The organism is Hoeflea prorocentri (assembly GCF_027944115.1).
GTDB lineage: Bacteria > Pseudomonadota > Alphaproteobacteria > Rhizobiales > Rhizobiaceae > Hoeflea_A > Hoeflea_A prorocentri.
Genome location: NZ_JAPJZI010000001.1, coordinates 3,414,425 through 3,439,967 on the forward strand (window position 1 = coordinate 3,414,425; position 25,543 = coordinate 3,439,967).

Here is a 25,543-nt window from a genome sequence, read left to right on the forward strand (position 1 = left end):
CTGCACTTGTGCGTTGCACAAGCAGCGTATCACAGCTCCGCCCACATGCGACCGGGATTGAGAACAGCCTGTGGATCGAACTGTTCCTTCAGCCGCCGGGTCAGCGCGGCAAGAGCCGGCTCCTGCGGCTCGAAGACCGGTACATGATTGCGCAGATCGCCCGATCCACGCACCAGCGTGGCATGGCCACCGCCGAGCGCCCGGATGGCATCGCGTACCGGGCCCGCCTCATCGTCGCCTTCCATGCGCAACCACACCAATCCGCCCTGCCAGTCGTAAAAGGCATCGACGCCGGTTTGCAGGCGCAGGCCCGCGACAAGCTGGTGGCCGGCGCCGGGTGCAACCGACACCCGCCAGACCGGACGCGTCGTCCCGTCGCAAAACGGTTTAACATCGCGGATTTCGCGCCAGAGCGCCCGCGAAGCGTCAGCATCGAGCCGCGAACATGAGCCATGTTGCGCAAACATCGCCTCGAGCTTGCCGAGCCGGTAGGCAACGGAGGACGGAAAACCCTCAAGCCGCAAGACCGTGGCCGCTGATCCCGGCAGCGCACCGTTGATGAAGCGCCCGCGCACGCTTTCGGGAAGGTGGGCGGCACTCGAGACCTCAGCATCCGAACCCATAGCCTGCGCCATGATATCGGCAGCATCGGCATCGTTCAGTCCGCTGACGACGAGCGTTTCTTCGGTTTCGGCGCGCGGCAGGACCTTGAAGGTCACCTCGGTTAGAACTGCCAGCGTGCCCCAGGAGCCTGAAAGGCCGCGCGGAAGATCGTAACCGGTAACGTTCTTGACCACCCGGCCGCCCGATTTGATCAGATCACCCCGGCCGGTGACCGCGCGAATACCAAGCACATGATCGCGTGCTGCGCCCGCCTTCAGCCGCCGCGGTCCTGAAAGATTGGTGGCGAGCACCGCACCGGCCGTGCCGCGCGGGCGATCTTGACTGCCCAAAAGCGCGCGATAGTCCATCGGTTCGAAGGCGAATTCCTGGTTATGCTCGGCAAGCCGCGCTTCGATCTCTTCGAGAGACGTGCCGGCGCGGGCCGTCAGGACCAGTTCTTCCGGCTCATAAAGCGTGATGCCGGTCAGGCCGGAGATATCCAGTCCATTGGCAACCTGAAGCGGGCGTCCGATACCGCGCTTGGTGCCGTGGCCAAGGACTTCAAGCGGCGCTTGTTCGGAGACGGCCCAACTGACCGCCTCAAGCACCTGATCTTCCGTTTCCGGCCGAAACATTTCGCCGCCGAGGGTCTGTGCCATCACCTAGAACCTCGGAATATCGGGAAAGGGAAGCTGGCCGCGCGAGATATGCATGCGTCCCATTTCGGCGCAGCGGCGCAGCTCGGGAAACACCTTGCCGGGATTAAGCAGATGCTGTTCGTCGAAGGCGCATTTGATGCGGATCTGCTGGTCGAGATCGTCCTTGTTGAACATGGCCGGCATAAGGTCGCGTTTTTCGACACCGACACCGTGTTCGCCGGTCAAAACACCGCCGACCTCGACGCACAGGCGCAGTATGTCGTTGCCAAACTCCTCGGCCCGTTCCAGTTCGCCGGGATTGTTTGCATCGTAAAGGATCAGCGGGTGCAGATTTCCGTCGCCCGCGTGAAAGACATTGGCGACGGCCAGCTCGTGTTTTTCCGACAGTTCCCGCATTCCGGCCAGAACCTCCGGCAAGCGCTTGCGCGGGATCGTGCCGTCCATGCAGTAATAATCCGGCGAGATACGCCCGACTGCCGGAAACGCGGCCTTGCGGCCGGCCCAGAAGGTCTGACGCTCCTCCTCGCTGGTCGAAACGCGGGACATGGTCGCACCGTTGTTGCCCGCGATTGCCTCGACTTTGCCGATCAGGTGGTCGACCTCGGCTTCAGGCCCGTCGAGCTCAACGATCAGCAATGCCTCCACATCCAGCGGATAGCCGGCCTGGACAAAATCCTCCGCCGCCTTGATGGCCAGACGGTCCATCATCTCAATGCCGCCGGGAATAATCCCCGCGCCGATGATATCGGCGACGCACTGGCCGGCGGCCTCGTTGGAAGGGAAACCGACAAGCATGGCGCGCGCCGTCTCGGGCTTTTGCAATATGCGCACGGTGATCTCGGTGACCACGGCGAGCAGGCCTTCCGAACCGGTCATCAGGCCGAGGATGTCATAGCCCTCGCTGTCGAGATGACGGCCGCCCAGACGGATCACCTCGCCGTCGATCGTCACCATCTGCAAGCCAAGGACATTGTTGGTTGTCAGGCCGTATTTCAGGCAATGCACACCGCCGGCATTCTCGGCGACATTGCCGCCGATGGAGCAGGCAATCTGCGAGGACGGGTCAGGTGCGTAGTAGAAGCCCCGCTCTGCCACGGCATTGCTGACGCCAAGATTGGTGACACCCGGCTGCACGACCGCAACGCGGTTGTCGTAATCGATTTCCAGCACCTTGTTGAAGCGCGACATGACCAGCAGTACGGCATCCTCAAGCGGCAGCGCTCCACCGGAAAGGGAAGTGCCCGAGCCGCGCGGCACGACGCGGATGCCGTATTTTTGGCAGTACTTCAGAACACGGGAGACCTGAGCGACGGTTTCCGGCAGCACCACGACCAGCGGCAGTTGCCGGTATGCCGTCAGCCCGTCTGTCTCGAAGGCACGCATCTGGTTTGTAGCATCCACCACGCCTTCACCGGGCACGATATCGCGCAAATCCTCGACAATGCGATCGCGGTTGGCGAGCACGTCCGTCTTCGGATCGGGCATATTCGGCGATGTCATGGGCTTCTCCCGTTTCCTCATTTTCAGTAATGGTCAAATTTATTTACCAGTCAAGGGGCGATTGACATTTTCCGCCGCTTGCGATGCTTAGACCGATACATAAAGTCTGAGGCAACATGAACAAGTTCGATGATCTCGAAGTCTTTGCACAAGTGGTTTCCGCCGGCAGCCTGTCGGCTGCCGGACGCGAGCTTGGCCTGTCGCCCGCCGTCGTCTCAAAACGTTTGCGGCGGCTGGAGGAGCGGATCGGCACGCGGCTGATCCAGCGTACGACACGGCAGATTTCTTTAACGGAGGCCGGACAGGGCTACTACGAGCGCATCGTCGCCGTACTTGCCGGAATCGAAGAGGCTGAAGCCTTTGTAACACGACGCTCACAGCAGGCGCGCGGACTGCTCAAGGTCTCGGCGCCAAGCACTTTCGGGCGGCTGCACATCGCGCCGCATCTGAAAACCTTCATGGGCGCAAACCCCGATCTTTCGGTCAGCCTCTCGCTGACCGACAGCTATGTGGATATTGTCGCAGAGGGTTTCGATATCGCCATCCGCATTGGCGAACTATCCGATTCAAGCCTGGTGGCGCGACAGCTCGCGCCGGTGCGGCGCATCCTGTGCGCGGCACCGTCCTATGTCGCCGAAAACGGCATGCCGGAGAGCATCGAAGACCTCGAACGGCATATCTGCCTGCCACCGCACAACAATGAGCCATGGAAACTGGAAGGTCCGGACGGCCCTCTTCTCTACCGGCCAAGCGGCCCGCTGATGACCGATTCCAGCGAGGTGATCCGCGAAACGCTGATATCAGGCCTTGGCATTGCGCTGCGCTCGACCTGGGATGTCTCGCAGGAACTCAAGGACGGCAAACTGGTGCAGGTGCTTCCGGACTATCGCGGCTCGCGCAACGTCGCCGTCTATGCCATTTACGCCAGCAGGCGCTTCCTGCCGACCAAGGTGCGTGTTTTTGTCGACTATCTGGCCGAGCTCTACGGCCCCCGCCCCTATTGGGAAGCCTGAAACGGGCGATTGCTGGCGGCATAAGGCCTTCTGGAGCTGAATTCACATCCCGCAATACATTTTTCGTTTAAAGTGAGTTGACTCCTTTGGAACGTTCCAATATCTCAAAGTCAACAATTATTGGAACGTTCCAATTACGCTTGGAGAAATGGATGCGTTGGGCCCTTATTGGCGCAAGCCGTATTGCATCGAGCTACATGATTGACGCTATTCGTGCGCAGGAGGACTCGGACATTGTTTCGGTGTTGAGTTCCGATACCGATCGCGGCAAGGCCTTTGCCGAAGCAAACAACATCCCCCGAAGCTACACCAACCTGGCCGAGCAACTCAACGACGCAAGCGTCGACGCGGTCTATATCTCCACCACCAATGAAAAACATCATTCACAGGCCCTGGCGGCGATTGCGGCAGGTAAGCATGTCCTGTGCGAGAAACCGCTTGCCATGGCTGTCACCGACGCGGTGGAGATGGTTCGGGCCGCGGCGCAAAGGGGTGTGGTATTCGCTACCAATCACCATCTGCGCAATGCTGGCTCGCATCTAGCCATTCATGACCTGATCACATCCGGCCGTATCGGCCGGGTTCTGAGTGCCCGTGTCTTTCATGCCGTCAGCTTGCCGGAACATCTTCAGGGCTGGCGCATCAACGATGCGTCCGCAGGTGGCGGCGTCATACCCGATATAACGGTCCATGACGCCGATACGATCCGCTTCCATCTTGAGGAGGACCCACAGGAGGTCGTCGCGAAATCGGCTGTCTCCGGGATGGGCGACGGTGTCGAGGACAGCGTTATGTCCGTGTGGTCCATGCCCTCGGGCGCAACGGTTCAGACCCATGAGAGTTTCACCCATCGTTTTGCCGGCAGCGGCATCGAGTTCCACGGCACGGACGGTTCCATCTTCGCAAGAAACGTGATGACGCAAGAACCGGTCGGAGAGATTCGCCTCGTTGATCCCGATGGCGAAACCATCATTCCCTTCCAAAATCACAATCTATATGTGCGGTCGCTGGGGCTGTTTGACGACGCTGTCCGCGGGACCGGACGCCCGTCGGCAGACGGTGTCGACGGCGTGAAATCACTGGCAGTCGCGCTGGCGGTGCGGGAAGCGGCGCAAACCGGAAAAGCGGTTCGCGTCGACTATGGAGACGTTTGAGATGTCCTCAAAACTTGTCCCTATGGACGAAGCCGCCAAGAGGATCGCGGACGGATCGGTTGTAACCGTCTCCTCATCCTCCGGTCTCGGCTGCCCCGACAGGATGCTTGAAGCAATCGGTGCCCGGTTCGACCGCGAGGGCCATCCAAGGGACCTGACAACGCTGCACCCGATCGCCGCCGGCGACATGTACGGCATCAAGGGCATCGATCACATTGCCAAGGACGGCCTTCTCTCCACGATCATCGCCGGGTCCTATCCGTCAGGCCCCTCTTCTCTGCCGATGCCCGCGATCTGGCGGATGGTGGTTGAAAACCGGGTTGCCGCCTACAACGTCCCGTCGGGCATCCTTTTCGACATGCACCGTGACGCCGCCGCCAAACGCCCCGGCGTCCTGACCAAGATCGGTCTCGATACCTTTGTCGACCCGTCCCGTCAGGGATGCGCCATGAACGAAGAAGCCGCCGCGCGCCCGATCGTGTCGCGTATGGAGCTTGCCGGTGACACATGGCTGCATTTTCCCAACATTGTGCCCGATGTCGCGCTCATCCGCGCGACAACCGCCGATGAGCGCGGCAATCTGACCTACGAACATGAAGGGGCCTATCTCGGTGGCCTTGAACAGGCGATCGCCGTTCGCAACCACGGCGGACTGGTCATCGCGCAGGTCAAACGGATAACCGCATCCGGCTCGTTGCGTCCGCACGACGTTCGGGTCCCCGGACACCTTGTCGATCTGATTGTCGTCGATCCCGATCAGCGCCAGACAACCGAAACCCTCTACGACCCCGCCATATCCGGCGAGATCATGCGACCCTGGTCGAGTTTCTCCATGGCCGAATACGGGGTTGAAAAAATTGTCGCCCGTCGCGCGGCCATGGAGTTGAAATCCGGTCAAACCGCCAATCTGGGATTTGGCATCTCCGCGATGGTTCCCCGGATACTGCTTGAGGCAGGCCAGGAGCAGGCAGTGACGTGGGCCATAGAACAGGGCGCGACCGGCGGCATGCCGCTCACCGGCTTTGCCTTCGGCTGCGCATCCAATGCCGATGCCTATATGCCCTCCCCGGACCAGTTCATCTACTTCCAGGGCGGCGGCTTCGATGTCTCTTTCCTGTCCTTCCTGGAAATCGACGTCGAGGGAAACGTCAATGTCTCTAAACTCGGCAAAAAACCTTACCTGACAGCCGGTTGCGGGGGTTTTGTCGATATCACGGCGAATGCGAGAAAAATCGTCTTTTCGGGCCTTTTCGAGGCCGGTGCGGATCTCGATCTGAGCGACCATGCGCTCACGGTGAGATCGCCGGGCAAGTTCACCAAGATGGTCGACGAAGTTGAACACGTGACCTTTTCAGGCCGGCGCGCGCGTGCGCTCAGCCAGGATGTTCTCTACATCACTGAACGCTGCGTTATGCGGCTGACCGAGACAGGTCTGACCGCGACCGAAATCATGCCGGGCATCGATCCGGGCAGAGACATCGTCGATGCCTCGCAAGGGCGGGTGCGGTTGGCGGACAATCTTGCCGAGATGCCCGGTGCCTTGCTCCGCGAAGAACCGATGGAGCTGAGCCTTTGAGTGCCGTGCATCTGAGACGCAGCGGCGCAACCGCCGAACTGCGTCTGGACAACCCAACCAAGCTCAATGCTTTGACCGCCGGGATGCTGGCGGAAATCGAGCGTCATTGCGGAGCGCTTGAAATGGACGCGTCCGTTCGGGCCGTTGTCATATCGGCCGAGGAAAGCCGGGCATTTTGTGCCGGCGCCGACATTCTGGCCTGGTCGGCGCTCAGCCCCCGCGATTTTGCCCGCCATTGGGTGCGTGACGGCCATCGCATCTTTGACCGGCTGGCGCGTCTGTCCAAGCCGACGATCGCCGCGATCAACGGACACGCCTTTGGCGGCGGGCTGGAGTTTGCGGCAGTGGCCGATCTACGGGTGATGTCACCCGAGGCAACGCTTGCGCTTCCCGAAGCCGATGTGGGCATTGTCCCCGGCTGGTCCGGCACGCAGCGCCTCATCCGCCTGCTTGGCGAACCGTTGGTCAAGGAAATGGCGCTTTTCGGCAGGCGCATCACCCCCGAACGTGCCTTGTCGGCGGGATTCATCGCCGAGATATCCGACGATCCGTTGGCGCGTGCACGCGAGATCGCCGAAGCACTCTCGAGCCGATCGAGCCAGGCGACAGAAGTCGCAAAATATATGATTCACGCGGCAGTCGGAGAAGACCGCGATGCCATGATCGAAGCACTCGGCGCCGGCATGATCGGACCGACACAAGACCGTGCCGAAGGTGTCGCCGCGTTTCGCGAAAAGCGCAAACCGAATTTTTCCGGAACATAGATATGAACGATTTGACTGTTGTCTCAAAAAGCAGAGCAGATATTCCGGCGGATCCTTTCCTCGCCCGTCATCTGATTGGCGGCGATTGGCGCGAAAGTCACGACGGGCAGACCTTCGAACGGCTTTCCCCGTCTCATGGAACGGTTGTCACCCGTGCCAGCATGGGGGGGACAAATGACGTCGATGCCGCAATCGACGCTGCACGCAAGGCATTCGACGCAGGAAGCTGGTCGAGGATCAGCGGTCAGAAACGCGCCACGTTTCTTTTGAAGATCGCCGATCTGATCGACCGGGACCGGCAGCGCATCGCGCTGATGGAAACACTCGAGTCCGGCAAGCCGATCAGTCAGGCGGAGGCGGAGATCGAAGGCGCGTCCGACCTGTGGCGCTATGCGGCTTCGCTGGCTCGTACGGTGCACGGTGACAGCCACAACAGTCTGGGGAGCGAGTTTCTTGGTCTCGTCCTGAAGGAACCCGTCGGCGTCGTCTCAATCATCACGCCGTGGAATTTTCCGTTCCTGATCGTTTCGCAGAAACTGCCCTTTGCGCTCGCTGCCGGGTGTACGGCGGTGATCAAACCTTCGGAACTGACGCCTGCGACCACCACGATCCTGGGGGAGCTTTGCATAGAGGCCGGAATCCCTTCAGGCGTGGTAAATATTGTCCTCGGCTATGGCGACCCGGTGGGAACACGCATGACGACGGACAGCCGTGTGAACATGGTGACATTCACCGGATCGACCGCTGTCGGCAAATCCATCGTCTCCGCAGCCTCCGGAACATTGAAAAAGGTCTCACTGGAGCTCGGGGGCAAGAACCCGCAGGTCATCTTCCCGGATGCGGATGTCGAAAGCGCGGTCGATGCCGTTGTTTTCGGCGTCTATTTCAATGCCGGCGAATGCTGCAACTCCGGATCCCGGATCATCGTGCACGAAGATATTGCCGAGGCGTTCATTGCGCAGACCGTTGCCCTGTCGCGGCAGGTTCCCTTCGGAGATCCTCTCGATCCGTCCACCCAGGTCGGCGCGATCATAACGCCGGAACATCAGAACAAAATCGACACCTATGTCCGCGATGCCGCGAATGCCGGGGCAGACATCCGCTTGGGCGGCGGCGGTCTGACGGTGCCGGGCCTTGACGGGCAATTCTACCAGCCGACTGTCATTGCGAATGTAGAAAGCAGCCAGCCGATCGCACGCGAGGAAGTGTTTGGACCGGTTCTTTCCGTTTTGACTTTCAGAACGATCGACGAGGCCATCGCTCTGGTCAATGACGCCGAATACGGCCTTTCGGCAGGTGTCTGGAGCGAAAATGTCCATACCTGCCTTGAATTCGCGCGCCGCGCGGAAGCCGGAACCGTCTGGACCAACACATGGATGGACGGTTTTGCCGAACTGCCGTTTGGCGGTGTCAAGGAGAGCGGACAAGGCCGGGAGCTTGGCAAATACGGACTGGAGGAGTTTCTCGAGGCGAAGACCGTGACAATGAGGATTGGGAAATCGCGCAAGCCTTGGGTTGAGCCGCGGGCAAGTTAGCGCCTCGCGGATAAGACTGAGCGATACGCAAATAAGGGAGGTAATCCATGCGTAAATTTTTAACAATGATGACAGCCGCAAGTGCGTTGATGGCAGCAAGCACCAGCCTTCACGCAGAAGATGTGGAGGTACTTCACTGGTGGACTTCGGGCGGTGAAGCCGCCGCACTCAACGTCCTGAAGCAAGACCTCGAGCAGCAGGGCATCGGATGGCAGGACATGCCGGTTGCCGGCGGGGGCGGCTCACAGGCCATGACGGTTCTGCGTGCCCGTGTCACATCGGGCAACCCGCCGACCGCTGTCCAGATGCTTGGCTTCGACATTCTCGACTGGGCGAAGGAAGGCGCGCTTGCCGATCTGAATGTTCAGGCGAGCCAGGAAGGCTGGGATAATGTCGTCCCGGCAGCCCTGCAGGAATTTGCAAAACACGACGGCAAGTGGGTTTCAGCACCTGTCAACGTTCACTCCACCAACTGGGTGTGGGCGAACAAGGCGATCCTGGACGAACTCGGCATCGCTGTTCCGACAAGCTGGGACGAGTTCGTGGCCGCGCTTGAAAAGGTCAAGGCATCCGGCAAGACCGCCATTGCACACGGCGGTCAGCCCTGGCAGGACGCCACCGTTTTCGACGCGGTGGCCATGTCGACGGGCGGCCCGGATTTCTACAAAAAGGCCTTTATCGACCTTGATGAAGAGGCTCTGGGCTCGGACACGATGAAAGAGACGTTCGACCGCATGGCCGTGATCCGCTCCCATGTGGATGACAACTTCTCCGGCCGCGACTGGAACCTGGCAACCGCCATGGTCATCAACGGAGATGCTGCGTTTCAGATGATGGGCGACTGGGCGAAGGGCGAATTCCTGAATGCGGGCAAAACACCCGATCAGGACTTTCTCTGTTTCCGTTTCCCCGGCACGCAGGATCAGGTGACATTCAATGCGGACCAGTTCGCAATGTTTGCGCAAGGCTCCGAAGTCGGCAAGGAACAGGCCGCCCTTGCGACCGCAATCCTGTCGCCGAGCTTCCAGTCCGCGTTCAACGTGGTCAAGGGCTCCGTGCCGGCACGTACGGATGTTTCCGATGAGGCGTTCGATGCCTGCGGCAAGAAAGGCATGGCTGACTTGAAGAGCGCTGCGGCAAGCGGCAATCTCTATGGCTCGATGGCGCATGGACATGCCAATCCGGCTGCTATCAAGAATGCCATGTATGATGTGATTACTGCCCATTTCAACGGCGAATATGACAGTGAAACCGCTGTCGAGGAGCTTGTGACGGCAGTTCAGATCAACCGGTAGAAACCCTGGAAGAGCGGTGGAATACACCGCTCTTCCCTTGAAATGACAGCTGCAATGGCCCGAAACGGCATACGGGCTCACCTTGCAGCAGGCACGGGTTGGAGCGTGCGCCAGTTGGGTGCACAACACCATGCTCCAGGTCAGGAATTGAGATATGTCTTATTCAGAGACGGCAAACCCGCGCGGGTCTGTTCTTGACAGATTGCGCGACGCGCTGCCCAAACTTGTGTTGAGCCCGACCGTCGCAATTGTTGCGATCTTTGTTTACGGCTTTATCGCATTCACCCTTTATCTGTCCTTCACGAACAGCCGGATCCTGCCGACCTTCGACTGGGTCGGATGGAAGAACTACGAAAACCTGTTCAAAATCCGCGCCTGGGACACAGCCGTCTCGAACCTTGTAATATTCGGCCTGCTCTACATCGCGATCTGTTGCATATTGGGGCTGTTGCTGGCGATCCTGCTTGACCAGAAAATTCGCGCGGAAGGCTTCATCCGCACCATTTACCTCTATCCCATGGCCCTGAGCTTCATCGTGACCGGTGTTGCCTGGAAGTGGTTCCTGGACCCGGGCATCGGCCTTGAAGCCGTTGTTCAGGGGTGGGGATGGGAGAGTTTCCGCTTCAACTGGATCAAGGACCGAAACATGGCGATCTATACGATCGTCATCGCCGCGGTCTGGCAGACGTCGGGCTTTGTCATGGCGATGTTTCTGGCAGGTCTGCGCGGCATTGACAGCGAGATGCTGAAGGCGGCCCAGATCGACGGGGCTTCAACATTTGCCCTTTACCGGCGCATTGTGATCCCGCAGCTGCGCCCGGCCTTCATGTCGGCCTTTGTCGTGCTCGCCCATATGGCGATCAAATCCTACGACCTCGTTATCGCCCTGACGGGCGGCGGCCCGGGAACGGCAACAGAGCTGCCGGCGACATTCATGTATTCCTACACTTTCACCCGAAACCAGATGGGAATTGGCGCGGCATCCGCCGTCATGATGCTCATGACGATCGCAGCAATCATCGTTCCCTATCTTTGGTCCGAACTGAGGGAGAAAAAGTGATGAGCGCCACTCCCAACGCCGAGACCGCGACAAACGCTGCTGCAGATCTGACCGGCACCTACAAGAAGACCGGGACCGCGTTAAAGCCGGCCCGCATCATCCTCTATCTGATCCTGGTCTTCTTCTGCATCTACTATTTGCTGCCGCTCTACGTGATGCTTGTGAACTCGCTGAAGCCGCTTTCCGAGATCACCGCGGGGGGCATGATGGCCCTGCCCGGAGAGTGGACAATCGCGCCCTGGGCCAGCGCCTGGTCGAGTGCGCAGGTGGGCGTAGAAGCGACGGGGCTTCGCCCCTATTTCATCAACTCCATTGTCATGGTGGTGCCTGCCGTTGCCCTGTCCACCCTTGTCGGTGCGCTGAACGGCTATGTGCTGACCAAGTGGACCTTCCGCGGCGCCACGGTGCTGTTCGGCCTGCTTCTTTTCGGCTGTTTCATTCCGTTTCAGATGGTGTTGATCCCGATGGCCCGCATGCTCGGCCTTATGGGGCTCGCCGGGTCCGTACCGGGGCTGATCTTCGTTCACTTCGTTTACGGCATCGGTTTTTCGACACTCTACTTCCGCAACTATTATGCCGCCTTTCCAACCGAACTGGTCAAGGCGGCCCAGATTGACGGCGCCGGGTTCTTCCGCATCTTCTGGCGCATCCTCCTGCCCTCCTCCGGCCCCATCGCAGTTGTCTGCATCATCTGGCAGTTCACCAACATCTGGAATGATTTTCTTTTCGGCGCTTCCTTCTCCGATTTCGACAGCCAGCCAATGACCGTCGCGCTGAACAATCTCGTTCAGTCATCGACCGGTGTGAAAGAATACAACGTCCATTTCGCAGGGGCGATCATGGCGGCGCTGCCCACGCTTGTCGTCTACATCGTTGCCGGCCGGTATTTCGTCCGCGGCCTGATGGCAGGCTCAGTCAAAGGATAGGATCATGGGTTTTCTCGACATCAAACAGGCGACCAAGTTCTACGGATCCGTGCAGGTCCTTCATGAAACCGACATTTCGGTGGAGGAAGGCGAGTTCCTGGTGCTGGTCGGTCCGTCCGGCTGCGGCAAGTCCACGCTGCTCAACATGATCGCCGGACTTGAGGATATCACAACCGGCGAGATCGCCATTCGTGGCCGCAGCATGAACGGGGTCAAACCGGCGGACCGGAATATCGCCATGGTGTTCCAGTCCTACGCGCTCTACCCGAACATGACGGTCTCGGGAAACATCTCCTTCGGCATGGAGATGCACGGCATCCCAAAAGCCGAGCGGGCGAGGCGGATCGCACAGGTTGCGGATCTTCTGCAGATCAGCCACCTGCTGGAGCGCAAGCCGGGTCAGCTCTCCGGCGGCCAGCGCCAGCGCGTCGCCATGGGCCGGGCGCTGGTGCGTGAACCGGATGTGTTCCTGTTCGACGAACCGCTCTCGAACCTTGACGCAAAGCTGCGCGTCGACATGCGCACCGAGATCAAGAAGCTCCATCAGAAACTGGGCACCACGATCGTCTATGTCACCCATGATCAGATCGAGGCACTGACGCTCTCCACCCGTATCGCGGTCATGTATGGCGGCTATGTCCAGCAATTGGGCACGCCGAAGGAAATCTACGACAATCCGGCCAACATGTTCGTGGCCGGCTTCATGGGATCGCCCTCGATGAATCTGTTCCCTGCAAAGGTTGTCGATTCCAGCGGCAAACCGGCCGCCGAGGTTCGCCTTTCGGACGGCAAGACGGCGGCCATTCCTTTCGCCGACGGCGCCTTGTCGTCGAACGTCGGCCGCGACATCATTCTGGGCATCCGGCCGGAAGCGATTACGGACCGGGACGGTGCGGACAGGAACTCCCAGTCGGTTCACATGGTCGATGCGCCGGTCGAGGTGACGGAGCCGGCCGGGTCCGACACATTCGTCGTCAGCCAGATCGGCGGCAAGGACGTGACGGGCCGCTTCCGCGCGGATGTGTCCGTCAACGCCGGCGATATCTTCCCCTTCGCATTCAATATGGAGAAGGCCGTGGTCTTCGATCCGCAAAGCGAGAACAGGATCGCCTGAGACATGGGTGCCGCGCCGGACATCGTGATCATCGGAAGCGGGATGGGCGGTGCGAGCCTCGCCGCCGGTCTTGCGCCCTCGGGCGCCAAGATTACGATCCTCGAGCGCGGATATCAGATACCCGACGACGCCCCTGCCCGCGACCCGTGGCGCATCTACACAAACAGTGCGTTCCGCTCCCGCGAAACATGGCTCGATGAACACGGGACGCCTTTCGAGCCAGGCAACTACTACAATGTCGGCGGAAATTCGAAACTCTACGGCGCAGTGCTGATCCGTTACCGGCAGGAAGACTTTGACGAACTGGAACATCATGACGGGATTTCTCCCGCCTGGCCTCTCGGCTATGAGGAGATCGCCCCATGGTATGACGCCGCCGAACGGCTCTATCAGGTGCGGGGAGATGCTGCTTCCGATACAACCGAACCGCCGCACTCGGCATCCTATCCCTTTCCTCCTGTCCCCGATGAAGAGGCCATCGGAATTGCGCGGCAGCGGCTTGAGAAGGCCGGTGTCAGACCCTTCAGCCTGCCGCTCGGTATCGACATTGATCGCTGGCTTTGCAGCGGAAGCACCGGCTGGGACGGCTACCCGGACTTGAGATGCGGAAAGATGGATGCGGAGACCTGCGGTCTTTCAGAAGCCCTTGCCCACGACAATGTCGAGCTCGTCACCGGCGCGGAAGTCACCGCTCTCAAGGCGGGACCGCAAAGCGGGCGGATCGACGAGGTCGTCTATCTGAAAAACGGCGTTGAAACGCGCCTGCGCCCAAACGTGGTCGCGCTGTGCGCCGGAGCCGTACAATCGGCCGCCCTGCTCCTCAAATCCGGCATCGCCAACAGCTCGGACTATGTCGGCCGGTGTTTCATGAACCACAATGCAACGGCAATGATCGCGCTCGATCCACGCTTCCGCAATGATGCGGTCTACCAGAAGACATTCGGCATCAATGACTGGTACCTTTCGGACGGAAATGGCGGCAAACCGTTGGGGAACGTTCAGCTCCTCGGACGCGTGACGCCGGATATCCTGAAAATTCAGGTTCCGCAGCTTCCCATGTTCGCAGCCCGCTGGGTTTCGGGACACGCGCTGGACCTTTATCTCATCTCCGAAGACCTGCCCGATCCTGAGAGCCGCGTCGTCCTGAAGAACCACAGGGTGCAACTGATCTGGCGGCGGAGCAATTTGACCGCCCACCGGCAGCTTGTGGCAAAGACCCGAAAGACGCTGCGGAAAGCCGGCTTTCCGGTCATCCTCACACGGCTGTTCGACGGCCGGGTGCCGTCGCATCAATGCGGCACGGTTCGCATGGGCAACGATCCGGCCACCTCCGTGCTCGATCCGCAATGCCGGTCCTGGGATCATCCGAATTTGTACGTCACCGATGCGTCGGCGCTGCCGACCTCCGCCGCCGTCAATCCCGCCCTCACCGTTGCCGCCCTGTCGCTTCGTGCGGCGGAAACCATCAAACAGGATTTTTTGCAATGAGCAGAATTGCACTTGTGACCGGCGGCCAAAGGGGTATCGGGCTCGGCATCGCGGATGCTTTGGTGACAGCCGGATACAAGGTCGCGCTTGCGTCCCGCAGCAGGCCGGACTCGCCTGACGTTGTCGCAGCGCTTCAGCAGCTGGGTTCCGACGCGGCCTATTTCACCCATGACTTGCAGGACATTGAAGGCCATGCATCCTTGTTTGAGAAGGTCGAACGACAATTTGGACAGGTCTCAACGCTTGTCTCAAACGCCGGTGTTCCGGCAAGGGTTCGCGGTGACATGCTCGACATTCAGCCGGACAATTTCGACTTTGTTCTCGGCATCAATCTGAGGGGCGCGTTCTTCCTGGCGCAGGAGGCGGCGCGGCGCATGCTGGAGATGTCCGGCGACGCCTATCGTTCAATCACCTTCGTGACATCGGTCAGCGCATCAATGGTCTCGGTCGAACGCGCCGAATACTGTGTCTCCAAGGCCGGTGCCGCGATGATGGCAGAGCTGTTCGCCGTTCGCCTGGCGCCGCATGGCGTCGGCGTCTTCGAACTAAGGCCCGGCATCATCGAAACCGGCATGACCGAAGGTGTCAAAGACAAATACACGGCCCGTATCGAAGGCGGTCTCGTTCCGGCTCAAAGGTGGGGACAGCCGGAAGATATCGGGTCCATCGTGGTGCCGATCGCAGATGGTCGGATGGCTTTTGCGACAGGGTCAGCCATTAACGTCGATGGCGGCCTGGCAATTCCGCGCCTTTAGGTTACCCGAGAGATATTATGAACAAAGGATACGACTTCATCATCATCGGCGGTGGCAGTGCTGGCTCCGTGGTTGCCACCAGACTATCGGAAAATCCGGACGTTCAGGTGCTGCTGCTTGAGGCGGGCGGTCGCGATTGGCACCCCTTTTACCATCTGCCGGCCGGCTTTGCGAAAATGACCAAGGGGATCGGCTCCTGGGGCTGGCACACTGTTCCTCAAAGGAACATGAAGGACCGGGTGTTCAGATACACCCAGGCGAAGGTGATCGGCGGTGGCTCGTCGATCAATGCGCAAATCTACACGCGCGGCAATGCGCTCGACTATGACGAATGGCGTCAGATGGGGTGCGAGGGCTGGGGCTATGACGATGTCCTGCCCTACTTCAAGAAGGCCGAGGACAACGACACGTTCGAGGACAAATATCATGGCAAGGGCGGCCCACTCGGTGTGTCGCAACCGCGCGCACCCCTGGCGATCTGCGAAGCCTATTTTGCCGCAGCCGCGGAACGCGGCATACCGCGCAATCAAGACGTTACCGGCGAAAAGCAGGACGGCGTCGCCTACTACCAGCTGACCCAGAGAAATGCGCGCAGATCATCCGCCGCCATGGCCTATCTCGCCCCCAATCGCGGCAGGCAGAACCTTCGCGTCAAAACCGGAGTTCAAGTCCGCAGAATTGTTGTTGAAAACGGTGTTGCCAAGGGTGTCGAACTCATGGATGGCTCGCGGCTCACCGCTGCGTGTGAGGTCATCCTGTCTTCCGGATCGATCGGTTCGCCCAGACTGCTGCAGCTTTCCGGCATCGGTCCGGCAGATCATCTGGAAAGCCTCGGCATTTCCGTGGTGTGCGACCAGCCGGAGGTCGGCTCAAACCTTCAGGATCATCTCGATCTTTATTGCATCTGCGAGGTCAGCGGCCCGCACACCTATGACCGCTACGCCAAGCCTCTCTGGTCGGCCCTTGCAGGCTTGCAGTATCTTTTGACCAAGCGCGGCCCCGTCTCTTCCAGCCTGTTTGAAACCGGCGGGTTCTGGTACGCCGATCCCGAAGCCCGCTCACCCGACCTTCAATTCCATCTTGGTCTTGGAACGGGGATTGAATCGGGTGTTGCCGCCATGCCCGATGGCGGCGTGACGCTCAACTCCTGCTATCTGCGCCCCAGATCACGCGGAAGCGTGCGCCTGCAAAGCGGCAATCCTGAAGATGCTCCACTCATCGACCCGAACTATCTCGATGATCCGCAGGACCGTGAAATGTCCATCCGCGGGCTCAAGCTGACCCAGGAAATCCTGGCGCAAGCAGCGCTGAAACCGTTCATCAAAGCCGAGCGCCTTCCAGGACCGGCAGTGAAAACGGATGACGACTATTTTGGATTCATCTGCGAACACTCCAAAACGTCGCACCATGCGGCCGGAACCTGCCGCATGGGACCGGGCGACGGCGCCGTTGTCGACCCGCGTTTGCGCTTCAACGGTCTTGAGCATCTGAGAGTGGTCGACGCCTCCATTATGCCAACAGTGATTTCTTCCAATACCAACGCTGCGGCCATCATGATCGGCGAAAAGGCCGCCGATATGATCCGCCAAGATAACGGTGCCCTGTCATGATCCGTCACATTGTCCTGATCAAATTCCAGCCGGACTTCCCGGAGGAGAAAATCCGCGAACTCTTTGCGGAGCTGCTTGTTATCCGGTCTCAGGTACCCGGAATCCTGGGCATCACGTCGGGCCGAAGCGAGAGCCCGGAAAAGATCGAACGCGGTTACATGCACGGCTTTGTTGTCGACTTCGAAGACTGGGGTGCTCTGGAAAACTATCAGAACCACCCCGATCACAAGGCACTGGGCGCAAAGCTCGTGGCAAATGCCACAGGCGGCCTTGACGGAATCCTTGTTGTCGACATTCCAGTCGAGGCCTGAACGGCAATCCGACCCGCTGTGGGAGTAACTGATGCTGAGCCTGTCCCTTCCAACCTATAACAATCGACTGGAGGACTATCGTCTGTCCGGTGATGCATTGACGCCGCGCGCACCGCGGATTCCCCTGACGCGAACGGCCTTTGCTGCCGCCCATGTCGTTTCAGACCCAAGGGCTGAACGCGATCCCTGGTTGGGCTCTCCGGCTGTCGATTGGGACAATACGCTTGGCTTCAGAAACTGGCTTTGGGATCAGGGTCTCGGACTGGCGGAAGCCATGGACACAGCCCAGCGCGGCATGGGGGTCGACTGGCCGACGGCCAAAGAGCTGATCGAGCGGACCATGCGCGAGGCGAGGGCCCATCCCCTGAGGCCCCGCGTTGCATGCGGCGCCGGCACGGACCAGAAAGACCTCAGTGAACTCCGGAACGCGGACGACATCACCGCCGCTTATGGCGAACAGATGGAGGCCATCGAGGCTGCCGGCGGTCAGATCATCCTCATGGCATCGCGTGCGTTTCCGGCGATCAAAGCCGGGCCGGACGAATACGCCAAAGTCTACGGAAAACTGCTCGATCAGGCCTCGGAACCGGTTATCCTGCATTGGCTCGGCGATATGTTCGATCCCGCCCTGACAGGATATTGGGGTTCCAATGATGTTGGCGCGGCCTCGGACGCGGTCCTTTCAATCATCAACGCGCATGAGAAAAAAGTCGACGGCATCAAGATTTCCCTGCTTGATCGGACCCATGAAGAAGCCTTTCGAGCGCGCTTGCCAGACGGCGTACGCCTCTATACCGGCGACGATTTCAACTATGCCGATCTAATTGAAGGCGATGGAACCAGGTTTTCCCACGCCTTGCTCGGCGCATTTGCGGCAATCGCCCCGGCGGCCAGCCAAGCACTGGAAGCCCTGGCGGAGGGCGACACGCAAGCCTATCGCCAACTGTTTGACCCGACTGTCCCGCTCAGCCGGGAGATATTCAAGACGCCCACGCAGTTTTACAAGGCCGGCATTGCGTTTCTTGCCTGGCTAAACGATGCGCAAAGCCACTTCATCATGCCAGGCGGTTTTCAGTCTTCAAGAGAGATTACCCACTATGCAGAGGTCTTTCGGCTTGCAGACAAAGCGCGCTTGCTGTCAAAACCCGATGTCGCAGCCCAACGGATGACGCTGCTGCTGAAACTGCATGGTATCGAATAGGCAATATGAAGAAACGACCGACAATTCTGGATGTCGCACGGCACGCGGGTGTATCAAAATCGACCGTGTCGCTGGTTCTGCAGAACTCCACTTTGGTCAAGGAAACAACGCGCGAGGACGTTGCGAAGGCAATTGCCGACCTCGGCTATGTCTATAACAGATCCGCCGCCGGGCTGCGCGGCGCGGCGTCCGGGCTGATCGGCCTGATCATCAACGATCTGCGAAACCCTTTCTTTACGGAGTTTGCCGCGAGCGCCCAGATGACGTTTGCGCAAAAAGGGTATTCGACCGTCATCGCCAATACCGACGAGGACCCGGACATACAGGCGCAGGTGATCGACTCGATGATCGAGCATGATGTGTCGGCCTTTGTCATCTCTCCGTCTTACGGCGGAGACGAGCAGCCGTTCGACCGCATCCGCAGGGCCGGCATTCCAACGATGCAGGTCTTGCGGCAGGTCGATGAAAGAACCGATCTTTTTCCGTTCGCATCGCACGACTATAAGGCCGGCGGCGTGCTGGCGACCGAGCACCTTATTGATCTGGGCTGTCGCAACATTGTATTTGTGGGGGGCCTGGAAGACAGGCCGATCACGCTCGAAAGAATGTCCGGATATGTCGAAACGATGGGTGCCCACGCCCTTGTGCCCAGTGTATTCCACGGCCGACCGTCTCGGGTCTTCGGGCGGGAAATCGCCTTGAAATTCCTCGACTCGCACAGACAAATCGACGCGGCCATTTGTTTCAGCGATCTTGTCGCGCTCGGCATGCTGAGCGGATTAGCCGAAGTCGGCATCCGGGTTGGCGAGGACTTCAAAATCGTCGGCTTCGACGATATCGAGGAAAGCTCGCTGGCCTATCCTCGCTTGAGCTCCGTGCGCTGCGATACGGCTCTGTTCGGAAAAAATGCCGCCGAAGCGATGCTGGCCTGGATCGTCGACGGCGAGCGCCCCCCCGACACAAAACGTTATGGTGTCGAACTGACAAAGCGGCAGTCCAGTCTGGGGGCCGGATGAGTACGCCAAGTGCCCACTCCCCACGCTGTACCTGGCGGGGAGCGGGATGGTAGCGGTCGGTTTACAGCGCGCCGGCTTCCTCATAGTAGCGGCGTGCGCCGGGATGAAGCGGCATATCACCAAGCTTCTGGACGGAGTCCTTCATGTTGAGTGCCTTGGCCCAGGGCGCGTTGGATGTGACCTGGTCAAGGTTCTCCCAGAATGCGCGTGTCACTTCATAGACGGTGTCTTCGTCCATGTCCGTGCGTACGCCGATGCCGACCCAGGTATCGTTCGAGGGTACCGGGCCGTCATTGGTCTGGTTCTCATACATGCCGGCGGGCACGTCGGCGCGGAAACGGAAGCTCCCGAGGAACTTGTCAACTGCTTCACCCTGATCACTCTCGGGGCCGATGAAACGAACCTTTTCCGTTTCGGTGAACTGGATGAACTGCTGACAGGGATCGAGACAACCGTTGACATACATGTCTATCGAGCCATCCAGGAAGGCCTGAAACCCGGTCTGCCAGTTGGCCGAGATGGCCTCATAGTCCTCTCCCGCTACCAGGCCGGTGGTTGCAGCGATCCAGCCCTTTGCAGCATTGAATGCACCGCCACCCTGCGGACCAAGGAACACGGTTGCGCCCTCGATATCATCGAGGACAGTGATGTCGCTGTCGTCACGGACGGCGAAATGGTACGGACCCCAGGGAAACCACATCAAGAGGCTGACATTCTTGCTGAGTTCGGGGGCTTCGGGCTGCTTGGCATACATGGCCTTGCCGTTCTTCATGAAGGCATAGATCGTCGGAGAAACCATGGAGAAATCCAGGTTGCCACGCGCCACTTCCATCATGTGGAGTGTCGCAGCGCCACCGCCGGCCACCTCGATCTCCACCTTGTCCTGATTGTCGTTCACGATATTGGCGAGTGTGGACATGGTGATGGCCTGGCCGAGCGACGGCGCGATGGTCGCCATTTTCAGCTTTTCTTCGGCGTTGGCGCTGGTTGCACCGACCGCCGTGGCCAGAACGGCCGAAAGAATGAGATTCCTCATGTATTTTCCTCCTGTTGATTTGCATTTTCGATCATCGGTGCCCTGCCTTGCAGCTGATGAAACGCGAGCAAGGCGAGCGTCAGTACGAGCGCCGGCAGGGCGATCTGCAGATTGGGCGCCAACATCGCGAGGCCGGCGGCCATGCGTAAACCGCGTTCAAGCACGCTCAGCGGCCGTTTCTCGAAACCGGCCAGTGCTGTCGATATGATCCACATCGCCAGAATGAAGACGGCGATGATCCAGAAAAACGAGACCCAGCTGATGGTTGCCGGATCGATCATCGCCGCCGAGCGGCCGAGTTCAGAGCCGAAGAGCGGGAACAGAAGCTGGGGCTTGTAAAGAATGGCCGGGTGATAGGCGAAGACGAAGGGGATCAGGAAACCGGCGACCCCGATGCGGGCGGCAGAAAATCCTGTGCGAATGGGGTTTGCTCCCGCGATCGGCGCAGCGGCAAAGGCCGCGAGCGCCACGGGCGGAGTTACGGTCGACATCACCGCAAAAAACACGACGAAGAGATGCAGCGTCAGTTCGGGTATGCCAACCGCCTCAATGCCGGAACTCAGCGCGATCACGATGATGAAATAGGTAGCGCCCGGCGGCAGGCCCATGCCAAGCACGATCGAGCCGAGCGCCACGACGGTGAGCACCATGAACAAGGGTCCGCCGGCGAGTTGCGCCAGCAAAAGGGAGAGCCGGCCGGCAAAACCCGATAGCTGGATCAGCCCGACGATGAGGCCGATCAGGGCAACAATCACGACAATGGATGCGGCCTTCTGACCGGCGTCGACAAACGCGTCCCAGATCCGCTTGCGGTTGCGGAACTCGGGAAAGAGAACCAGGGCCGAGACAAGAGCCGCCATGAAGCCATAAAACCCCGCCTTCTGCACGGATGGCTGTGCAAACAGAAAGGTGGAAAGAACCGCCAGCGGAATGATGAAAACCAGGCACTGCACTCTTTCGGAGCGTGTCAGAGCGGGCCGCGCCTCCTTGGGCAACTTGCCGACACCCTGTCTCAGCGCTTCGAGATAGACGGCCATGAAGGTGCCGATATAGAAAAACAGGGCCGGCAGGATCGCGGCGACCACGATATAGCGGTATTCGAGTCCGATCTGACCGGCGACAAAAAAGGCGACGACGCCCATGACCGGCGGCATGATCTGACCTCCGGTCGACGCCGCGGCCTCGACGGCCCCGGCAAAAGCAGGCTTGAACCCGGCGCGCTTGATGACCGGTATCGTCATGGCACCGGTTGAAACGACATTCGAGATTGCTGCGCCGGACAACGTGCCGAAAAGCGCCGACGAGGCGACGGACGCATGCGCAGCCCCGCCGATAAAGCCGCCGGTCAACCGGTTGGCGACCTTCATGAGCAGCTCTCCGGCGCCGGAGGCCATCAGTACGGCGCCGAAGACAATAAAAATCAGAACATTGCCGGAGACGACCTGAAGCGGCTGACCAAAAAGACCACCTGTCTGCGACCAGAAGTTCTGAACCATGGCGCGCATGCTTTGTTCCGGCGTCGCGGCAGCGCCCTGCAGGATCCCCGTCCAGTCCGGCAGATAGCCGCGCACAAACAGGTAGACGATCCAGAAGATGCAGAACCAGGCAATGAACGCGCCGAACATGCGCCAGGTCAGGTAAAGACCGATCAGCGCCGCAACGGGGAAAAGGATGAAATCGATCCTGTCGGCGGATGGCAGCAAACCTGCATCGGTGGCCGAAATCTCGATGATCCAGAAAGAGAACACCGCAACCGAACCGAGCGCGAGCAGGCGGTTCAGCCAAGGCGGGCCGGATGTGGGGAAGAGGCCGAGCGCGGCGATGGCGAAGCCGAAGAGGACAGGCAGTCCGAGAATGAAGCCGGTGGGCTGCAGGAAACTGCGTTCCACGCTGCGCCAGCCGGCGCCCAGCCAGTGTTCGCGCATGAGGAGGCGCTGTTCTCGGCGCGAGAGATCTTCAAAGCCTTGCGTGGTGTTCTCGATGACCCAGCGGACGAGGTCGCCGATCGGGCCGCCAGCGGCATAGAAGAGGATGACAAGCGCAAAGACGAACGCCATGGCGTTTCGGACCCGTCGGTCGAGTTGGAGACCAGCCGGCGGCACGGCGTCTTTGGCCTGCGCCTCCGTCACTTTTTTTCCTCTTGCGCGCGCATCGGCGCCGCGCCGCGATAATGCAGCGTCATTTCCTCGGGCACCTCCGATCCGTCGACAAGAAACGGCAAAATGCCGCGCCGTATGGATTTGCCACGGCTTTCAATGATGTCGACATCCGATTTTGTGACGCGCTGCGACATGCGCCGTCCCCATTCGGCAAGACAATCGTAAAGACGGTCGATCTCGGCCTGATGCGTCCCGGTCTTGGCCAGATCGTGGAACTCCTCGGGGTCTGTCTGAAGATCGAACAGCATCGGCCGGAAACCACCCTCGGCGTGCATCATCTTCCAGCGGCCGTCAAACACCATGAAAAGGCGCGCATCGCGCGGTGAAAGGCCAAGCTGCACGCATTGCGGCGTCGAGGAATAGTCGAACTCGCTGATCACGTAGGAACGCCAGTCGGACGGCTTTTCGCCATGCAGCCACGGCATCAATGAACGGCCTTCTATGATGTGGTCAGGAACGTCTCCGCCGGCAGCCTCGACAAAGGTCGCCGCCAGATCGATGGATTCGACCAGAGCGTCGCAGGTCGTGCCGCGCGTTGCGCCGGCCTCCTTGCGCGGGTCATAGACGATCATCGGTATCTTGACCGACGGTTCGTGGAACAGGTCCTTTTCGCCCAGCCAGTGATCGCCCAGATAGTCGCCGTGGTCCGACGTCAGTACGATCATGGTATCATCCATGCGTCCCGTCACTTCCAGATGATCAAGCAGCCGGCCAAGCTGATCATCGGCCTGTTTGATGAGCCCCATATAGGCCGGGATCACCTTCTGCCTGACGTCCTCGCGCTGGAAGGCCGTTGCGATGCGATTGCCCATATAGGCTTCATAGACGGGGTGCGGGTCCTCGCGCTCAATACTGTGCCTGAGTGCGGCTGGTACGTGATTGAGCGAATACATGTCGTGATAGGGCGCCGGCACGATATAAGGCCAATGGGGCTTGATGAACGAAAGATGCGCGCACCAAGGACCCTCGACCTTTTCCAGAAAACGGATCGCCTCCCCGGTCAACCAAGGGGTTTCGCTGTCTGCCTCGTCGACATTGGCTGGCTTGTCGGCATTTTCGAACATCCAGCCGGACGCCTTTTCGCCATTCACCGCGGCAGAATTGGCAAAGTCGGCCCACGGATTGACACTGTCATAGCCTTTGGACTTCAGATATTCATTGTAGGGGCTGCGCTTCTCATCATAAAAGCCGTCGGGTCCGGCACCCCAAAGACCATCGTCACGCACCCAGACATCGAAGCCGCATTCGGCCTGGCGCGCGCCGATCATGCTGTCGGGGCTGAGGCCCAGCCGCGCCATGCCCTCCGCATCGACCTTCATATGGGTCTTGCCAAGCAACCAGCAGTCCATCCCAAGCTTGCGCAGATGGTCGCCCATGGTCATCTCGCCGACCCTGATGGGGAAACCGTTCCATGCCGCGCCGTGCGAGGACACATAGCGCCCGGTATAGAAGGACATGCGTGACGCGCCGCAGATGGGAGACTGCACATAGGCATTGGTAAAGCGCACGCCCTTAGCGGCAACCCGGTCGAAATTCGGTGTTTCGAGATGCGGATGACCGGCGCAGCTGAGATAATCGAACCTCAGCTGGTCATACATGATGAAAAGAATGTTCATGCGCGGCCTCCCGTCCGCCGGCCCGAGATTTTGAGCCTGCCTTATCCTAGGATGCGCGACATCATGGGAGCAGTATCATTTTTTGATATGATATAACTCTGAGTTATATGAAAGAGAGGCTGGTACTAGGGCCGCAAAACGCCGTCCAACTGGCCGGCAGCATTGCACATACAATCGTGAAAGAACTGGGCCGCCGGTGTCAAAGGCCGCAGCGACGCGGTGCTGATCGCGATCGGCAAAGGCTTGATTTCCTCATCAAGGGCGATCTTGGAAATCCGCCATCGCGCTTCCAGCCCCTTGATGGAAGGTGTCGGAAACGTCGCGCATAAATCGCTGTCCTCGATCATCGACAAAAGAGCAATAACCGAATCGGACGTTGTCAGGGGAACCGGCGCCTCAATACCCATCGCCGCAAAATGCTGCGCAAAGACGGGGCGGCGGTCCCTCGGTCCGATCAGCAGCCAGTCCGCATCTTTCAGTTCTTCAAGGGAGCGCGCGGCAGCGTAACGGGAATTGCGTCCGGTGATTACGGAAATCGGAGCCCGAAACAGCCTGGTGACTGTCAGGCCATTGGCCTCATCGGCCTGCGGTGCAGGGCCGATGACGATATCGCACTGTCCCTCTCTCAGCGGGCGGAAGGCAGATGGCGCATTGCCGGCATTGACCTGCACATGGACGGCCGGAAAACGGGTGCGAAACCGCCGCATGACAGGCGGAATGAGCCGTGTCGCCGTCAAGGGCGACACGATCACCGTGAGATCGCCCGTCAGCTCACCGCGCAACTGCGACATCTCGTCTTGCAACCGGCGCATTTCGTCCTTGATGACATGGGCCCGACGAAGGACAACCTGTCCGTGTCGCGTCGGCACGACACCGCGCGGCCCCCTTTCAAAGATCGCGACACCCAGATCCGCTTCGGCCTGACGCAGCGCCTTTGAGACGGCCGGCTGGGACTTGCCAAGGATCACCGCGGCCCCGCGAATGCTGCTGGCCGTCTCGATAGCCAGAATAAGGTTGATATACTGTAGCTGCATGGTCGTGCGATTAGACCCGACCGGGCCGAAGAAGGAAAGCCGCGACAGGTCTTTCGAAGACCACAAAACACCAAAATCCCGGTCAAAAGCGTGCGATCGGGCGGTTGCCAACCTATAT

At 59.8% G+C, this 25,543-nt stretch carries 21 protein-coding genes; 15 read left to right on the top strand and 6 right to left on the bottom strand.

All coding sequences use genetic code 11. The features are described from left to right. Positions 1-29: 29 nt before the first annotated feature. Positions 30-1,262: a glycolate oxidase subunit GlcE gene (gene glcE, locus OQ273_RS15970; protein WP_267991488.1), complete on the bottom strand. Its 1,233-nt coding sequence runs from the start codon at positions 1,260-1,262 to the stop codon at positions 30-32. A gap of 3 nt (positions 1,263-1,265) precedes the next feature. Continuing rightward, positions 1,266-2,762, bottom strand: a complete 1,497-nt coding sequence (locus OQ273_RS15975) for an FAD-linked oxidase C-terminal domain-containing protein (RefSeq protein ID WP_267991489.1) — start codon at positions 2,760-2,762, stop codon at positions 1,266-1,268. 116 nt (positions 2,763-2,878) lie between these two features. Here OQ273_RS15975 and OQ273_RS15980 point away from each other — a divergent pair, with 116 nt between their 5' ends. From OQ273_RS15980 to OQ273_RS16050, 15 genes are all read left to right on the top strand, one after another. Further along, positions 2,879-3,775 (top strand): LysR family transcriptional regulator, encoded by an 897-nt coding sequence (locus OQ273_RS15980; protein ID WP_267991490.1) that lies wholly within the window; start codon positions 2,879-2,881, stop codon positions 3,773-3,775. 152 nt (positions 3,776-3,927) lie between these two features. Then, positions 3,928-4,929: a Gfo/Idh/MocA family protein gene (locus OQ273_RS15985; protein ID WP_267991491.1), complete on the top strand. Its 1,002-nt coding sequence runs from the start codon at positions 3,928-3,930 to the stop codon at positions 4,927-4,929. A 1-nt stretch (position 4,930) separates the two neighbouring features. Continuing rightward, positions 4,931-6,505, top strand: a complete 1,575-nt coding sequence (locus OQ273_RS15990) for an acyl CoA:acetate/3-ketoacid CoA transferase (RefSeq protein WP_267991492.1) — start codon at positions 4,931-4,933, stop codon at positions 6,503-6,505. Between the two features lie 5 nt (positions 6,506-6,510). After that, a complete protein-coding gene (locus OQ273_RS15995) occupies positions 6,511-7,269 on the top strand; it encodes an enoyl-CoA hydratase/isomerase family protein (protein ID WP_267993118.1) in 759 nt (252 codons plus the stop codon). A gap of 2 nt (positions 7,270-7,271) precedes the next feature. Then, complete coding sequence (locus tag OQ273_RS16000; RefSeq protein ID WP_267991493.1) at positions 7,272-8,804, top strand: aldehyde dehydrogenase family protein; 1,533 nt, start codon at positions 7,272-7,274, stop codon at positions 8,802-8,804. A 47-nt stretch (positions 8,805-8,851) separates the two neighbouring features. Beyond that, positions 8,852-10,099, top strand: a complete 1,248-nt coding sequence (locus OQ273_RS16005; protein ID WP_425493386.1) for an ABC transporter substrate-binding protein — start codon at positions 8,852-8,854, stop codon at positions 10,097-10,099. A gap of 154 nt (positions 10,100-10,253) precedes the next feature. Further along, positions 10,254-11,159, top strand: coding sequence for a carbohydrate ABC transporter permease (locus OQ273_RS16010; RefSeq protein WP_267991494.1), 906 nt, complete (start codon positions 10,254-10,256; stop codon positions 11,157-11,159). Beyond that, complete coding sequence (locus OQ273_RS16015) at positions 11,156-12,085, top strand: carbohydrate ABC transporter permease (protein ID WP_425493387.1); 930 nt, start codon at positions 11,156-11,158, stop codon at positions 12,083-12,085. Before OQ273_RS16010 ends, OQ273_RS16015 begins: the two co-directional genes overlap by 4 nt. Positions 12,086-12,089: 4 nt before the next feature. Continuing rightward, positions 12,090-13,199 carry an ABC transporter ATP-binding protein gene (locus tag OQ273_RS16020; protein ID WP_267991496.1) on the top strand — a complete coding sequence of 370 codons (1,110 nt, stop codon included), beginning with the start codon at positions 12,090-12,092 and terminating at the stop codon, positions 13,197-13,199. Positions 13,200-13,202: 3 nt separating this feature from the next. After that, on the top strand, positions 13,203-14,687 hold the full coding sequence (locus OQ273_RS16025; protein WP_267991497.1) for a GMC oxidoreductase: 1,485 nt from the start codon (positions 13,203-13,205) through the stop codon (positions 14,685-14,687). Beyond that, the gene (locus OQ273_RS16030; RefSeq protein ID WP_267991498.1) at positions 14,684-15,442 is read left to right on the top strand and encodes a 3-ketoacyl-ACP reductase; all 759 of its coding nucleotides are present in this window, start codon (positions 14,684-14,686) and stop codon (positions 15,440-15,442) included. Before OQ273_RS16025 ends, OQ273_RS16030 begins: the two co-directional genes overlap by 4 nt. A gap of 17 nt (positions 15,443-15,459) precedes the next feature. Next, positions 15,460-17,052, top strand: coding sequence for a GMC family oxidoreductase (locus tag OQ273_RS16035; protein WP_267991499.1), 1,593 nt, complete (start codon positions 15,460-15,462; stop codon positions 17,050-17,052). After that, positions 17,049-17,363 carry a Dabb family protein gene (locus tag OQ273_RS16040; RefSeq protein WP_267991500.1) on the top strand — a complete coding sequence of 105 codons (315 nt, stop codon included), beginning with the start codon at positions 17,049-17,051 and terminating at the stop codon, positions 17,361-17,363. The genes OQ273_RS16035 and OQ273_RS16040 overlap by 4 nt, the downstream gene beginning before the upstream one ends. Positions 17,364-17,394: 31 nt before the next feature. Beyond that, positions 17,395-18,564: a dihydrodipicolinate synthase family protein gene (locus OQ273_RS16045; RefSeq protein WP_267991501.1), complete on the top strand. Its 1,170-nt coding sequence runs from the start codon at positions 17,395-17,397 to the stop codon at positions 18,562-18,564. A gap of 5 nt (positions 18,565-18,569) precedes the next feature. Next, positions 18,570-19,580: a LacI family DNA-binding transcriptional regulator gene (locus tag OQ273_RS16050; RefSeq protein ID WP_267991502.1), complete on the top strand. Its 1,011-nt coding sequence runs from the start codon at positions 18,570-18,572 to the stop codon at positions 19,578-19,580. A 61-nt stretch (positions 19,581-19,641) separates the two neighbouring features. Here the strand turns inward: OQ273_RS16050 and OQ273_RS16055 are convergent, their stop codons facing one another. From OQ273_RS16055 to OQ273_RS16070, 4 genes are all read right to left on the bottom strand, one after another. Then, the gene (locus OQ273_RS16055; protein ID WP_267991503.1) at positions 19,642-20,616 is read right to left on the bottom strand and encodes a TAXI family TRAP transporter solute-binding subunit; all 975 of its coding nucleotides are present in this window, start codon (positions 20,614-20,616) and stop codon (positions 19,642-19,644) included. Beyond that, positions 20,613-22,745 carry a TRAP transporter permease gene (locus OQ273_RS16060; protein WP_267991504.1) on the bottom strand — a complete coding sequence of 711 codons (2,133 nt, stop codon included), beginning with the start codon at positions 22,743-22,745 and terminating at the stop codon, positions 20,613-20,615. The genes OQ273_RS16055 and OQ273_RS16060 overlap by 4 nt, the downstream gene beginning before the upstream one ends. Then, positions 22,742-24,391 carry a sulfatase-like hydrolase/transferase gene (locus tag OQ273_RS16065; protein WP_267991505.1) on the bottom strand — a complete coding sequence of 550 codons (1,650 nt, stop codon included), beginning with the start codon at positions 24,389-24,391 and terminating at the stop codon, positions 22,742-22,744. The genes OQ273_RS16060 and OQ273_RS16065 overlap by 4 nt, the downstream gene beginning before the upstream one ends. A 125-nt stretch (positions 24,392-24,516) precedes the next feature. Further along, a complete protein-coding gene (locus OQ273_RS16070) occupies positions 24,517-25,491 on the bottom strand; it encodes a LysR family transcriptional regulator (protein WP_267991506.1) in 975 nt (324 codons plus the stop codon). Positions 25,492-25,543: the final 52 nt, after the last annotated feature.

What these genes read in the sequence shown, in the direction of transcription:
- glcE (WP_267991488.1), bottom strand. Translation starts at nt 1,262, where the DNA reads ATGGCACAGACCCTCGGCGGCGAAATGTTTCGGCCGGAAACGGAAGAT.
- OQ273_RS15975 (WP_267991489.1), bottom strand. Translation starts at nt 2,762, where the DNA reads ATGACATCGCCGAATATGCCCGATCCGAAGACGGACGTGCTCGCCAAC.
- OQ273_RS15980 (WP_267991490.1), top strand. Translation starts at nt 2,879, where the DNA reads ATGAACAAGTTCGATGATCTCGAAGTCTTTGCACAAGTGGTTTCCGCC.
- OQ273_RS15985 (WP_267991491.1), top strand. Translation starts at nt 3,928, where the DNA reads ATGCGTTGGGCCCTTATTGGCGCAAGCCGTATTGCATCGAGCTACATG.
- OQ273_RS15990 (WP_267991492.1), top strand. Translation starts at nt 4,931, where the DNA reads ATGTCCTCAAAACTTGTCCCTATGGACGAAGCCGCCAAGAGGATCGCG.
- OQ273_RS16000 (WP_267991493.1), top strand. Translation starts at nt 7,272, where the DNA reads ATGAACGATTTGACTGTTGTCTCAAAAAGCAGAGCAGATATTCCGGCG.
- OQ273_RS16005 (WP_425493386.1), top strand. Translation starts at nt 8,852, where the DNA reads ATGCGTAAATTTTTAACAATGATGACAGCCGCAAGTGCGTTGATGGCA.
- OQ273_RS16010 (WP_267991494.1), top strand. Translation starts at nt 10,254, where the DNA reads ATGTCTTATTCAGAGACGGCAAACCCGCGCGGGTCTGTTCTTGACAGA.
- OQ273_RS16020 (WP_267991496.1), top strand. Translation starts at nt 12,090, where the DNA reads ATGGGTTTTCTCGACATCAAACAGGCGACCAAGTTCTACGGATCCGTG.
- OQ273_RS16025 (WP_267991497.1), top strand. Translation starts at nt 13,203, where the DNA reads ATGGGTGCCGCGCCGGACATCGTGATCATCGGAAGCGGGATGGGCGGT.
- OQ273_RS16030 (WP_267991498.1), top strand. Translation starts at nt 14,684, where the DNA reads ATGAGCAGAATTGCACTTGTGACCGGCGGCCAAAGGGGTATCGGGCTC.
- OQ273_RS16035 (WP_267991499.1), top strand. Translation starts at nt 15,460, where the DNA reads ATGAACAAAGGATACGACTTCATCATCATCGGCGGTGGCAGTGCTGGC.
- OQ273_RS16040 (WP_267991500.1), top strand. Translation starts at nt 17,049, where the DNA reads ATGATCCGTCACATTGTCCTGATCAAATTCCAGCCGGACTTCCCGGAG.
- OQ273_RS16045 (WP_267991501.1), top strand. Translation starts at nt 17,395, where the DNA reads ATGCTGAGCCTGTCCCTTCCAACCTATAACAATCGACTGGAGGACTAT.
- OQ273_RS16050 (WP_267991502.1), top strand. Translation starts at nt 18,570, where the DNA reads ATGAAGAAACGACCGACAATTCTGGATGTCGCACGGCACGCGGGTGTA.
- OQ273_RS16055 (WP_267991503.1), bottom strand. Translation starts at nt 20,616, where the DNA reads ATGAGGAATCTCATTCTTTCGGCCGTTCTGGCCACGGCGGTCGGTGCA.
- OQ273_RS16065 (WP_267991505.1), bottom strand. Translation starts at nt 24,391, where the DNA reads ATGAACATTCTTTTCATCATGTATGACCAGCTGAGGTTCGATTATCTC.